This is a genomic window from Paralcaligenes ginsengisoli (assembly GCF_054781135.1).
This window is the reverse complement of sequence record NZ_BAAGUZ010000026.1, coordinates 44,483-56,589: the sequence shown is the minus strand read 5'-3', so window position 1 is coordinate 56,589 and position 12,107 is coordinate 44,483. Positions and strand designations below refer to the sequence as shown.

Below are 12,107 nucleotides of genomic sequence, written 5' to 3'. Positions count from 1 at the left end.
TGTCTCCTTTTATGTGTTATTGATATATGTACTTATGTCCGTTGGCAAGCGACCAGAATTGGCAATGCAAGCAGGTGAAACGACAATGTCTTGCCATGCATGTCCAGATTGAGTGAATCATTCACTCCACCGTCCAGGACATCGTCCAGAACAAAGTTCATGGCCCCGATTTTTGGCAGCAGATACCTCACGACTCTGGCGGGTCGGCGATACGCAAAATGTTCCGCTACCCGCGATTCGGTCACCTGCTCCACCAGCAAATCGAAATCTTCCGGCTTGTAGGCGATCAGGCTGATATTGATGCGATTGCCTTTATCGCCCGTGCGTGCATGTGCGAGTTCGTATAACTGAATTTCATTCATGGCCAAGAGACTCTCAAGTTATAAATTTCAGGCTAGGAATTCAAAAGTGGCTGGGGCCTGATCCCTGGGCACCAGACAGGACTGGGTCAATAATCGCTGGCGCTTGGCTACGCGCACTCCTCCTCCCCCCGCCGGCCCGCCCGTCCATAGTGCGGTCACATCGCGCAACAAGCGATCGATGACCCGCACGTCTTCATGCTTGCCTGCAACACGCAGGCGTATATCCGTAGATTGCCCATCTGGAATGCTTTGCAGCAGGCGACCGGCATCGTCTCCGATTATGCTCAGCACGCCAATCAGATCGAAGCGCAGGTCCAGAACCTTGCCCATCCGCTTTTGCATCATATCCATTGCCAGGCGCGCACGCGCCTGGGCATTCGGACCCGCGTATGAGATCTCGCCTTCGCCGAACCACCCTCCATCGAAGAACACATTGGCCTTGAGCGTGGCTGTTCGGGCATGGCCGCGCACACCACTCAGCCTTACGCAATCCGGGCCCAGTTCGGTGACTTCAGCCTCGCTGATATCTGCCACGACATCGGGAGTAATGTAAGCCGCCGGATCATGCAACTCGTACAGCAGCTGTTCCTTGACCGTGCGCGCGTCGACCAGTCCGCCGGTGCCAGACGCCTTGGTGATGACGCAAGCGCCGTCCGGGGAGATCTCCGCAATGGGAAAGCCCACATCATGCATGCCGGGCACATCTTTCTTTCCCGGATCGGCAAAGTACCCGCCTGTAACTTGAGTGCCGCATTCCAGCAAATGGCCGGCCATGGTTGCTGCGGCAAGCAGATCCCAATCAGTCCGGCCCCAGCCGAAATGCGCAATGGCCGGCCCCAGGGCAAGCGATGGATCGGCTACCCGGCCCGTAACGACGATTTGCGCTCCGGCCTTGATGGCCCCGGCAATCTCGAACGCCCCCTGATACACGTTGGCGCATACAAAGCGATCGTCGTCAAAACCGCCGGGCAGACAGTCTCTTATAACTTGCCTTCCTGCCTTGCTGGATAAATCGTCGCCCGATACTACGGCGATTCGTGGCGGCACAAGGCCCAATTCGCGAGCCAATCGCCGGATCATCTGCGCCGCTCCCCGAGGATTGGCTGCACCAAAATTTCCAACAATGGTTATCCCATGATTCAGACAATCGGCAAGAACGGGCCGCAACTCCAATTCCAGCAATGGCTCGTAGCCCAACTCGGGATCAAGGCGCCGGGCCAGCTGTGCCGTGGCGAGAGTCCGTTCCGCAAGCATTTCGAACATAAGAGCGGCGGGGCCTCCCCGCTCTATCAGCGTGCGCACCACCGGGCCGGCGGCGTCGACACGGTCGCCTGAAAAGCCGGCGCCGCACCCTATCAGTAAACGATCCATATCCCTGCTCCTTTTCCACGGCAAGCTTGAACCATTTGTTTTTGTATGTAAACTTAATATATCTTAATGTTTATACTGTTTTTTTAATGAATCTTTCCGGTCGTTTGATCGACGCTTTCCTGGCTCTGGAAGAAACCCGGCGCTTCTCGATTGCGGCGCAGCGTTGTCATGTGTCGCCCTCCGCCTTCAGCCAGATGATCGGCCGCCTGGAAGAAAAGGTCGGCACCCGCCTTTTTGATCGAGATACCCGCAATGTGGCTCTTACTCCCGAAGGAGAAGTGTTTTCCTCCGGCGCCCATCGCATAGCCGCCGAAATCCACGCTTCCATGGCGGAACTCAATGAGAGATCCCTGCTGCGCAAAGGCCGGGTTTCCATAGCGGCCCCGCCCTCTCTGGCTGCCGCCTGGCTGCCGCAACTGATGGCCAACTTCAAAGTGGATCATCCGGGAATCGATATACGCCTGCACGATGTCGTTTCGGACCGCTGCCTGGATATGATCGCCCGAGGCGAAGTGGATCTGGGCCTTAACGCACAACGCGGTAACGATCTCGAGTTCGACACACGGCTGCTGTTCAATGAGCGCTTGTATTTGATCTGCCGGGAAGACGATCCCCTGGCCCATCTAAAGCAAATCAGGCTAAGCCATCTCAAGGACCGCGACTTTATCCACACCGTGCGTTCAGGCAGCGTATGGCAACAGATGCAAGGCTTGCTAAGCGGAACCAAAATTCGCGACAGCGGCCTGGAGGTTGCGCAGTTCGGCACCTTGGCCGGATTGATCTCCAGCGGCTTCGGCATCAGTATTGTGCCCCAACTGGCAGTGTATCTCTGTAATCGCCCCGGCCTGCTTGCTTGTCCCATCAATGCCAGGAAAGCATTGCGCCCCATCTATATTATCAAGCGCAAGGACAGAAGCCTTTCGGCGGCAGCGCAGGCAATGTGGAATCAAATTGAAAAATCGCCCCCGGGAGGCATGCTGGACAAGTGAAATCAATGCAACTCGGCCGAATCGCGCCCAAGCATGGCGCCCTCCCGGACACCAGGCTCGGCGGCAGTGACCATCGGCTCATTCGTGAAGAAGCAGCCTTCAAGTGTTAGCATGCCGCTTTTGCGCCCGATAAAAGAATGGCGCCGCACGTTCTTAGCCAAGAAGGACCGCTGTGAGCAACTGGTTCAAGATTTCCCACATTTCCGCCGGCTTCATTGCGGTGCTTGTCGGCTACACCAGCTCGGTAGCCATTGTTTTCCAGGCGGCGCACGCTGCCGGGGCCACCCCGGCCGAACTGGACTCATGGCTCTGGGCGCTGGGCGTAGGCATGGCCGTAACCTGCATCGGCCTGTCCCTCTATTATCGCAGCCCGGTGCTGACGGCGTGGTCCACGCCCGGCGCCGCGCTATTGGCCACCAGCCTGTCCGGGCTGAGCATGTCCGAGGCGATTGGCGCCTTCCTGTTTTGCTCGCTGCTGATAACGGTATGCGGGATCACGGGCTGGTTTCAAAAGATCATGCACTACATCCCCAAGGCCATTGCCTCGGCCATGCTGGCCGGGATACTGATCCGCTTCGGGATGAACCTGTTTACCGCCATGCAGACTCAGTTGGTACTGGTGGGCCTGATGTTCCTTACCTTTTTGCTGGCCCGGCAATGGCTGCCCCGCTATACCGTTCCATTGGCGCTGGCGGTGGGTATTGCATGGGCGGCGGTGCAAAACCTTCTGCAGCTCGATGCCTTGAACTGGGCTCCGGCGAGCCCCGTATTCATGATGCCCAGCTTTTCCGTTTCAAGCTTGATCGGGGTCGGCATCCCCCTGTTCATCGTTACGATGACTTCCCAGAATGTGCCGGGCCTGGCGGTGCTGCGCGCCAACGGCTATCAGGTGCCGGCGTCGCCGCTTATCAGCTGGACCGGAATAACGGGTTTGCTGCTGGCGCCGTTTGGCGGTTTTTCCTTTAACCTGGCGGCCATTACCGCGGCCATTTGCATGAGCAAGGACGCCGACCCCAATCCTGAAAAACGCTATCTGGCCTCGATCTGGGCCGGACTCTTCTACTTGGCGACGGGTATTTTCGGTGCCACAGTGGTCGGGCTGTTCACGGCTTTTCCTTCGGAACTGGTGGCCGCCATCGCAGGCCTGGCGCTACTGGGCACTATCGGCAACAGCCTGGCCGGCGCACTCGAGGACGCGAACGGGCGCGAGGCAGCCCTGATCACCTTTGTAACGACGGCATCCGGACTTACGCTCATGGGCATAGGCAGCGCATTCTGGGGGCTGGTGTTCGGGACTGTTGCGCATGTGATAAGCCGTTCCATACGCATCAGACTCCATTAGCGGCAGGCAGGCGACGATGAATCCCGAAGACCTCCAGCTCCTGGTGACGCGCACCATGCCTTACGGCAAGTACAAAGGGCGCCTGATCGCCGACCTGCCGGGACACTACCTTAACTGGTTTGCCCGCGAAGGTTTCCCCAAAGGCGAGATCGGCCGCCTGTTGGCCTTGATGCAGGAAATCGATCACAACGGCCTGTCCCCGCTCCTGGCGCCTTTGCGAGGCCAAACAGGCGCCGGCGGCACTAAAGTAGAATAAGAAACGCTATGATCGTGTCCGCGACGCAAGTATCATGCATCGCTTGCGATAAAAACTTTGTATATAGAGCCGAGCCATAATGTTTGATGCTTTCCCAGACCCCCGCCTTGCGCATCTGGCCCCGCGCCTGCATGCCGGCGTGGTGGAGTTCCCCGTGTACCATATGCGCGGCGGAACTTCCACCGGGATAGTGCTTTGGCAACGCCATCTGCCGGCCACGCCCGAGTTGCGCGACGAACTGATCCGGCACCTGATGGGAGTCCCACTCGAGGGAGAACGCACCCAGAACAGGCAAATCACAGGACTGGGGCGCGGCCCGGCAACCAGCAACAAGGTTTTTATTGTCGATTTCAGCGAAGACGGCAAAACCCTGATCAGCACATTGGCGCAGCTGGCGGCAACAAAAAGCGCCATCGACTGGAGTGTCAATTGCGGCAATATGTCGGCCGCCCTGCCGCTTTATGCACTCGACACCGGACTGGCCCAATGGGGGCCGGAACCATCGGCTGCCACGCTGGACATATTCAATACCAATACCCAAACACGATTGTCGGCCGTCATGCAACTGCAACAAGGCCGGCTCGAAGCCAATACGGAAATCCCCGGTGTGGAAGGCGCCTTCCCCGGAGTCGACCTTTATCTGCATAAACCGGTCGGCGCCAAGACCGGAAGACTATTGCCCACCGGCGCAGTCATTGACCGCATCGCTGGCCTGGATGTCAGTTGCGTGGATGTCGCTGTACCCATGGTAATCGTGGCCGCGGCCGACCTGGGCAAAACCGGTTGCGAAACGGCCGGGGAACTCGATGCCGACCTCCAGTTCAAAGCCCGCCTGCGGGAGCTCTGGACGGATGCCGGGCACAAGATGGAGCTCAAGAACCGCGACGGCAGCCTGATGACGGCGGAACAATTGCGTGCCAGTGAAACCATCCCGAAAGTCTGCATTGTGTCGTCGCCGCAAGCCGGCGGAAACATCAACGCCCGTTACTTCACTCCCCAGCAGGCACATGCCTCGCTGGCCGTGTCGGGAGGCTGCTGCCTGGCCGCGGCCTGCTTGCTGCCAGGCTCCGTGGCGCACGGCATTGCCGCCGGGCTGTCGCCGGTAAGCGGTCAGTCGCAAACCCAGCGCGTCCTGATTGAAAACCCCGCCGGAATCCTGGAAGCCCGCGTCGACGCCGTCCTGGATGACGGACACACCCGTATTGAACAAGCCGCATACCGCCGCAGCGCACAGATTCTGCTGCGCGGTTCGATGCCTCTGTACCGGGCATCCAACGAACTGAAAGCCTACCTGTCTCAATAATCGCCAACAATGTCCAACACTAAAGAAGTTCCGCTTTATTCCACCCTGTCTCACACCGATGTACGTTCCGTAATCACAGGATTGATGCTGGCGATTCTACTGGGCGCCCTGGACCAGACCATTGTCTCGGTGGCGCTGCCCATGATGTCGTCCGACCTGCAGGGGGTCGACCTGCTCGCATGGGTTGTATCCGGCTACCTGATTGCGGTGGCGGTTGCCACGCCCATCTATGGCAAGCTGGGCGACCTGTACGGACGCCGCATCATGCTCTCGAGCGCCATCAGTGTGTTTCTGCTGGCATCCATAGCCTGCGCCATGGCGCCGTCCATGCCTTTTCTGGTGGGCTCGCGTATTGTCCAGGGCCTGGGCGGCGGCGGTCTGATTTCCGTTGCGCAGGCCATTGTGGCGGACGTGGTTGCGCCGCGCGATCGTGGCCGCTACCAGGGGTATATCAGCGGCGCCTTCGCCGTCGCCAGCGTAACCGGGCCGCTTGCAGGTGGATTCCTGACGACCTATCTTTCCTGGCGCTGGGTGTTCTGGATCAATCTGCCGCTGGGGCTGATAGCCTTGTTCATTTCACGCCGGGCCTTGAAACTGCTGCCTACCCCGAACATCAAACGGCCCATCGATTACCCCGGCGCAATCCTGCTGACTATCGGCCTGGCGACCTTGCTGATTGGCGTAACGCGTGTCGGCCAGGGCAGCGCATGGCTCGATGCAGGCAATCTGAAATTGTTTGCCGCCACCCTCGCCGCCTTGGCCGCCTTCTTTTGGCAGGAACAGCATACGGCCGAACCGATCGTTCCGCTCAATCTGTTCCGCAGCCCCACGGTCGCCATTTCCTGCACGATCCTGTTTATCGCATTCATCCAAATCGTCTCGCTTTCAGTACTGATTCCTTTACGCTTGCAGATGCTGACCACCGTGGGTGCCGACGGCGCGGCGCTGCAACTGGTCCCCCTGTCGCTGGCAGTACCCTTCGGCGCCTTTATCGGCGGCAAACTGATGACCAGCACCGGCCGCTACAAGCGCATCCAAATCGCCGGGGCCTCCATAGTGCCTTTGGCCGTGCTCGGGCTGGCCTTCATCAATCCGCACACTGTCGTGCCAGGCCTTGTATGCATGGCGCTCATCGGGCTGGGCATCGGACTGCAATTACCCACATCGACCGTCGCCGTGCAAAACGCAGTGGAACATCGATACGTAGGCATCGCCACCGCGGTATCGGCATTCTGCCGGTCGCTCGGCGCCGCCATCGGTATTGCCGTGCTGATGGCGCTTCTTCTGGCCACCCTGCAAGCCAAGGTTCCCGCGGCGGTCGCCTCATTTTCGGGGGCCGATATCATCAAAGCCATGATGGGCGACGCGCAGGTGCACATAGACGCCATGGTCAAGGCCCAGTTGGCCATAACCGTGGAAGGCGCTTTCCGGAAAATCTTCGTCATCAGCGCACTGATCGCTTTCGTCTCGTTTATATTGAGCCTGGTAATCGCCGACGAAACCCTCGAAGGGAAAAAACCCGCATCTTGAGTACAGCAATGACAGACATACCGGAAGGCTATCGCCCGCTTCAAAACCGTAGTGAATTCACCGATCTATGCGGCCCGCTTTTCGAAAAAATCGAAAATGGCCGGCGCTCGGAACTGGCCATACGCATCGAGAAAAAGCACGGCAATTTGCGCGGCATCACTCATGGCGGCTTGCTGATGACACTGGCCGACACCGCTCTTGGCGATGCAATCGTCCAAAGCTACTCTATGCCTGTAGGCTTGGTCACCGTCAGCCTGAACACCGATTTCATGAAATCGGCAAAAATAGGTGAATGGGTGGCTGCGCGCGTCAGCATACAAAAAACCGGCAAGCGCCTGGCCTTTGCAGATTGCACTCTGTTCGTGGGCGACCAGAAAATATTGCGGGCCAGCGGTGTGTTTGCAGTCATGGAACGGCAAGCAGGCCGCTAGGAACACACGCAATAAAAACTGTTCAATGTCCCAGGAAACAGACTTCATTACAGGAAAGAAATCCCATGATTCGCGACCCCGAGATTCAAACCATGCTGGAAGACAGCGTCCGCCGCTTTGTCCGCGAGGCGCTGGTACCCATTGAAGATCAGGTCGCCGAAACTGACCAGATCCCGCCGGAAATAGCTCGGCAGATGAAAGAGCTGGGCCTGTTCGGCCTGTCGCTCCCCGAAGAATACGGCGGGCTGGGCATCACCATGGAAGAAGAAGTCCGAATCGCCATGGAGCTTGGGCAGACTTCGCCCGCCTTCCGTTCCCTGATAGGCACCAACAACGGCATAGGCTCGCAAGGCCTGGTCATCGACGGCACGCCGGAACAAAAACAGCGCTATCTGCCCGGATTGGCGGCGGGTGAACTGATCGGATCTTTTGCGCTGACCGAACCCGAGGCCGGCTCGGATGCGGCATCGCTTAAAACCACCGCCGACCGCGACGGCGACTTTTATGTGCTGAACGGCACCAAGCGTTTCATCACCAACGCCCCCCACGCCGCCATATTCACGGTCATGGCCCGCACATCGCGGGAAGCCAGGGGCGCCTCGGCCATTTCCGCTTTCATAGTCGAGGCCAACACTCCGGGCCTGTCGCTGGGCAAGATCGATAAGAAAATGGGCCAGAAAGGCGCGCATACCTGCGATGTCATTTTCGAAAACTGCCGCGTTCCCGCGGCCAACCTGATTGGCGGCAAAGAAGGAGTTGGCTTCAAAACCGCCATGAAAGTGCTGGACAAGGGGCGCCTGCACATCGCAGCGGTAGCTATCGGCGCCGCCAAACGCATGTTGCGGGATGCCGTGCAATACGCGGGACAGCGCAAGCAATTCGGCCATGCCATCGCCGACTTCCAGTTGATCCAAGGCATGCTGGCCGACAGCAAAACCGAAATCTATGCCGCGGAATGCATGGTGCTCGACGCGTCGCGCCGCCGCGACGATGGAGAAAATGTGTCGGTCCTGGCCTCCTGCGCCAAGTACTTCTCCACTGAGATGTGCTGCCGTGTTGCCGATCGCGCGGTACAGATCTTCGGCGGCGCCGGCTACATTACCGAATACGGCATCGAACGTTTCTATCGCGATGTACGCCTGTTCCGCCTGTACGAAGGCACCTCGCAGATCCAGCAGGTTATTATCGCCAAGCACCTGATCAAGGAACAGGACGTGTAAGCAAGGCCGGCAATTCCGCATAAACAGGGCCGGGTACGGATGCCCGGCGGGCGCAGCGAACAGTTGGCTGACACGGATGTAACAAATTTTCTCACCCTTCTGTCATAAACAATTCATAAATCTGCCATAATCGCAGCACTTTCTCCCCTGCGCCCCCGCCCCATGTTCGACATTTTTTCCGGCCTGCATTTCTGGCTAGGCTTTAGCCTGGTGCTGGCACTGGCTTTCGTGCTGGCCTTCGAATTCATCAATGGCTTCCACGACACCGCAAATGCGGTTGCCATGGCGATTTCCACCAAGGCCATGCCCCCACATCTGGCGGTAAGCCTGTCGGGAATTTTCAATTTCTTCGGAGTGCTGATGGGCGGTGTAGGCGTGGCTTATGCCATCGTGCACTTGCTGCCGGTAGAGATGCTGGTCAACGTCGACACCGCGCGCGGTCTGATCATGGTGTTCTCGATGCTGGCCGCGGCAATCGCCTGGAACCTGGGCACCTGGTATTTCGGCATACCGGCATCCAGCTCTCATACGCTGATAGGCTCGATACTCGGGGTCGGCATGGCCAATGCCTGGTTGACACATACGGCGCTCAGCACCGGCGTGAATTGGGGCAAGGCGGCGGAAATCGGTTTGTCGCTGGTGATATCGCCGATTACGGGCTTTGCGCTGGCCGGATTCCTGCTCTGGGCCGCCAAACGCTGGATGCCCGACTCCAAAATGCATAAAACGCCCGAACAGCGCCGCGAAGTCGATGGCAAAAAACACCCCCCTTTCTGGCATCGCCTGGTACTGGTCCTGTCGGCAATGGGCCTGAGTTTCGTCCACGGCTCGAACGACGGGCAAAAAGGCATAGGCCTGATCATGCTGGTGCTGATAGGCATCGTACCCGGGAAGTTCGTGCTGGACGTCAACGCCAGCAGCTATGATATCGACTACACGCGCAACGCCGCCATTCACCTGACGCATTTCTTCGAGCGCGATGCCATGACGCTCGAGCAATACCTCGCACAATACCCCCAGCGAGCCACCGACGGCATATCCGGAGACGCGGCCTGCGATCCACGCAAGACACCGCAAACGACCGCCTTGCTGATCCAGGATCTGGCGGGCGTCGACAATTACCGGCAGCTCGATAACCGCAAACGCATCGATGTGCGCCACTACCTGTTGTGCCTGGACAATACGGCCAAAAACCTTGCCGGCATGAAGGGTTTGCCATCCTCGGATCGCACCGACGTGCTGCGCATACGCAAAGACCTGACCGCCACGACCGAATACGCTCCTTTCTGGGTGATCGCCGCGGTCGCGCTCGCTCTGGGCCTGGGCACGGTGGTAGGCTGGCGCCGCGTGGTGGAAACGGTCAGTGAAAAAATCGGCAAGCAAGGCATAACCTATGCCCAGGCCATGGCGGCGCAGTTGACCGCCGTCGCATCCATAGGCATGGCCAACGTCTTCAGCCTGCCGGTATCGACCACCCACGTGCTGTCGTCGGGGGTGGCCGGAACCGTGGTGGCCAATCGCAGCGGCCTGCAACGCGGAACTGCGCGCAATATCGTGCTGGCGTGGGTATTGACCTTGCCCGCCGCGATGATTCTGGCAGCCGGGCTATTCATCCTGGGTATGAAACTGGTCTGATCCTGTGGGGAAAAAAACACAGCATGCCGGAAAATAAGCCTTTTGAAAAAAGATTAAGCGGCAATTCAGACATTTTCAACGATAATGCCAAGTTGTTCTTTTATGGTTTTTTTTCGGCTTTGCCGAAGGGGTTTACCTCGAATGTTAGTCGCTCAGAATATAGAAATAGAAATTCTGGCTATCGTCGAATCGGTTATTTTCAAATCTGTTGCGCCTGACACATCGCTCGTCAAATCGGGCTTGGTCGACTCAATGGCCGCTGTCGATATAGCGTTGGCCATTGAAGACAAATTCGGTTGCGGCCTTCCCGCCCCCGAAATCGCGCAGATTCTAGAGTCGGTCAAAAGCATCACGGCCTATGTGGCGGCGAATACTTAACAGATCCCTGGTCCAGCACCTGCTCGCTGCACTGACTGCCTTAAGCATTGCGTTTTTGATCGATATGGGCCTGAGCCCATATCTGACACGCACACTCAAGCCTGTTGCCACCGACGGACTGAACGCCAAGGCAGGTGTTTACCTGCCGAATATGGGCGACAACTGGAATGAGCAGTCGGTCAATTTCGAGCGCATGCGCACGGCCCTCGGCAACGGCACATTGGTCATCATGGGCTCATCCGAACTATCGAGCCACGATTTGCGTTTTGTGCCCTATCGTTTTTTCCCGACCGAACTGGGTGTCCCCACATTGGCCTATGGCCATGCGAAATTCCAATCCTACGGAATTTTCCGGGTACTGCAATCGCTGTCCTCGGCCTTTACCCCCGAAACCAAGCTGGTCATCATGCTCTCGCCGGCCTGGTTTGCCGCCGAAGGAGAATTGCCTTCCAGCGCGTTTGCCGAACATATCTCGGGCCCGGTGCTCAGTAATCTTTGGGATAGGCCCCAAGCCCGGAAAAACCTGATTTACTGGGCGCGCCACCATGAAACCTGGGGCATACTCGGCCTGTTGGCCCAAGCCCGGCTTGCCCAGTTCCGCGATCAGCTGCAGATGTGGATCAGCGGCAAGCCCATCGTCAGCGGCGCCGCCTACACTCCTACGCCGGCGGCCATAGAAGCCACGCGCAACGCCGTATTCCCCATCCCGCCCGCCCTGCCTGAGGCCAATTGGCCCGAACTGCTGGCCCAGGCGCGGGCCACGGGGCTGCTGCTGAGCAACGACAATCCCTACGCCGTGCGCAATCAATATTACAAATCACACCTGTCCCTGGTCGAAGATCCCACGCACCAGGAGTTCGCCCGCGGCGACCCGCTGGCCGCCCACGAATTTACCGACCTGTCGCAATTGATGGAATATTTGCAGCAAAAGAAAGTGCGTGCGTTCTTTGTCATGCAGCCCCTGAATTCAAAGCTGGTGCTGGATTCAGAACGATTCATCCCCACGGTGCGCAGCATCATGGCCATGTGCCGGCGCTATCAAATGTCCTGCCTGAATCTGTACCCGCTTCGCCCGGTACCCGGCATTTTCCACGACGATATGCATTTGGCCGAACTGGGCTGGGCCCTGGTGGACCAGGGTATCGATAAGCACTTTTCCAAATGAAACGATTCATCAAACTGGTCTGCCTGTATCTGGGCCTGATTCTCGTGCTGACGCTGCAGGCGCGCGCGCCGTCCGATCTGGGCGGACCGATGAAAGTCGAATACGAATACCAGCAGTTCTGAACA

The 12,107-nt window shown here is 58.3% G+C and carries 13 protein-coding genes; 11 read left to right on the top strand and 2 right to left on the bottom strand.

Going from position 1 to position 12,107, the window contains the following annotated elements:
* Positions 1-32: 32 nt before the first annotated feature.
* Positions 33-362 (bottom strand): AtuA-related protein, encoded by a 330-nt coding sequence (locus ACYVIS_RS12770; RefSeq protein ID WP_460874128.1) that lies wholly within the window; start codon positions 360-362, stop codon positions 33-35.
* A 27-nt stretch (positions 363-389) separates the two neighbouring features.
* On the bottom strand, positions 390-1,733 hold the full coding sequence (locus tag ACYVIS_RS12765) for an acyclic terpene utilization AtuA family protein (RefSeq protein WP_460874127.1): 1,344 nt from the start codon (positions 1,731-1,733) through the stop codon (positions 390-392).
* An 86-nt stretch (positions 1,734-1,819) separates the two neighbouring features.
* Between ACYVIS_RS12765 and ACYVIS_RS12760 the strand changes: the two genes are divergently transcribed.
* From ACYVIS_RS12760 to ACYVIS_RS12710, 11 genes are all read left to right on the top strand, one after another.
* Positions 1,820-2,722 carry a LysR substrate-binding domain-containing protein gene (locus tag ACYVIS_RS12760; protein WP_460874126.1) on the top strand — a complete coding sequence of 301 codons (903 nt, stop codon included), beginning with the start codon at positions 1,820-1,822 and terminating at the stop codon, positions 2,720-2,722.
* 172 nt (positions 2,723-2,894) lie between these two features.
* Entirely contained in the window at positions 2,895-4,064 is a 1,170-nt protein-coding gene (locus ACYVIS_RS12755; protein WP_232743417.1) for a benzoate/H(+) symporter BenE family transporter, read from the top strand.
* A gap of 16 nt (positions 4,065-4,080) precedes the next feature.
* Positions 4,081-4,320: a DUF3820 family protein gene (locus ACYVIS_RS12750; protein WP_232743418.1), complete on the top strand. Its 240-nt coding sequence runs from the start codon at positions 4,081-4,083 to the stop codon at positions 4,318-4,320.
* A gap of 79 nt (positions 4,321-4,399) precedes the next feature.
* The gene (locus ACYVIS_RS12745) at positions 4,400-5,623 is read left to right on the top strand and encodes a PrpF domain-containing protein (RefSeq protein ID WP_460874125.1); all 1,224 of its coding nucleotides are present in this window, start codon (positions 4,400-4,402) and stop codon (positions 5,621-5,623) included.
* 9 nt (positions 5,624-5,632) lie between these two features.
* Positions 5,633-7,153: an MDR family MFS transporter gene (locus ACYVIS_RS12740; RefSeq protein WP_460874124.1), complete on the top strand. Its 1,521-nt coding sequence runs from the start codon at positions 5,633-5,635 to the stop codon at positions 7,151-7,153.
* Between the two features lie 8 nt (positions 7,154-7,161).
* Positions 7,162-7,584, top strand: coding sequence for a PaaI family thioesterase (locus ACYVIS_RS12735; RefSeq protein WP_460874123.1), 423 nt, complete (start codon positions 7,162-7,164; stop codon positions 7,582-7,584).
* Positions 7,585-7,649: 65 nt separating this feature from the next.
* A complete protein-coding gene (locus ACYVIS_RS12730; RefSeq protein ID WP_232743422.1) occupies positions 7,650-8,804 on the top strand; it encodes an acyl-CoA dehydrogenase family protein in 1,155 nt (384 codons plus the stop codon).
* A gap of 162 nt (positions 8,805-8,966) precedes the next feature.
* Positions 8,967-10,439 (top strand): inorganic phosphate transporter, encoded by a 1,473-nt coding sequence (locus ACYVIS_RS12725; protein WP_460874122.1) that lies wholly within the window; start codon positions 8,967-8,969, stop codon positions 10,437-10,439.
* A gap of 141 nt (positions 10,440-10,580) precedes the next feature.
* The gene (locus ACYVIS_RS12720; RefSeq protein ID WP_232743424.1) at positions 10,581-10,817 is read left to right on the top strand and encodes an acyl carrier protein; all 237 of its coding nucleotides are present in this window, start codon (positions 10,581-10,583) and stop codon (positions 10,815-10,817) included.
* Positions 10,798-11,982 carry a D-alanyl-lipoteichoic acid biosynthesis protein DltD gene (locus ACYVIS_RS12715; protein ID WP_460874121.1) on the top strand — a complete coding sequence of 395 codons (1,185 nt, stop codon included), beginning with the start codon at positions 10,798-10,800 and terminating at the stop codon, positions 11,980-11,982. Before ACYVIS_RS12720 ends, ACYVIS_RS12715 begins: the two co-directional genes overlap by 20 nt.
* A complete protein-coding gene (locus tag ACYVIS_RS12710) occupies positions 11,979-12,104 on the top strand; it encodes a hypothetical protein (protein WP_255696629.1) in 126 nt (41 codons plus the stop codon). Before ACYVIS_RS12715 ends, ACYVIS_RS12710 begins: the two co-directional genes overlap by 4 nt.
* Positions 12,105-12,107: the final 3 nt, after the last annotated feature.

Excerpts from the sequence above, each read along its gene's own strand:
- ACYVIS_RS12770 (WP_460874128.1), bottom strand. The coding sequence starts at position 362 with ATGAATGAAATTCAGTTATACGAACTCGCACATGCACGCACGGGCGAT.
- ACYVIS_RS12765 (WP_460874127.1), bottom strand. The coding sequence starts at position 1,733 with ATGGATCGTTTACTGATAGGGTGCGGCGCCGGCTTTTCAGGCGACCGT.
- ACYVIS_RS12760 (WP_460874126.1), top strand. The coding sequence starts at position 1,820 with ATGAATCTTTCCGGTCGTTTGATCGACGCTTTCCTGGCTCTGGAAGAA.
- ACYVIS_RS12750 (WP_232743418.1), top strand. The coding sequence starts at position 4,081 with ATGAATCCCGAAGACCTCCAGCTCCTGGTGACGCGCACCATGCCTTAC.
- ACYVIS_RS12745 (WP_460874125.1), top strand. The coding sequence starts at position 4,400 with ATGTTTGATGCTTTCCCAGACCCCCGCCTTGCGCATCTGGCCCCGCGC.
- ACYVIS_RS12740 (WP_460874124.1), top strand. The coding sequence starts at position 5,633 with ATGTCCAACACTAAAGAAGTTCCGCTTTATTCCACCCTGTCTCACACC.
- ACYVIS_RS12735 (WP_460874123.1), top strand. The coding sequence starts at position 7,162 with ATGACAGACATACCGGAAGGCTATCGCCCGCTTCAAAACCGTAGTGAA.
- ACYVIS_RS12730 (WP_232743422.1), top strand. The coding sequence starts at position 7,650 with ATGATTCGCGACCCCGAGATTCAAACCATGCTGGAAGACAGCGTCCGC.
- ACYVIS_RS12725 (WP_460874122.1), top strand. The coding sequence starts at position 8,967 with ATGTTCGACATTTTTTCCGGCCTGCATTTCTGGCTAGGCTTTAGCCTG.
- ACYVIS_RS12720 (WP_232743424.1), top strand. The coding sequence starts at position 10,581 with ATGTTAGTCGCTCAGAATATAGAAATAGAAATTCTGGCTATCGTCGAA.
- ACYVIS_RS12715 (WP_460874121.1), top strand. The coding sequence starts at position 10,798 with ATGTGGCGGCGAATACTTAACAGATCCCTGGTCCAGCACCTGCTCGCT.
- ACYVIS_RS12710 (WP_255696629.1), top strand. The coding sequence starts at position 11,979 with ATGAAACGATTCATCAAACTGGTCTGCCTGTATCTGGGCCTGATTCTC.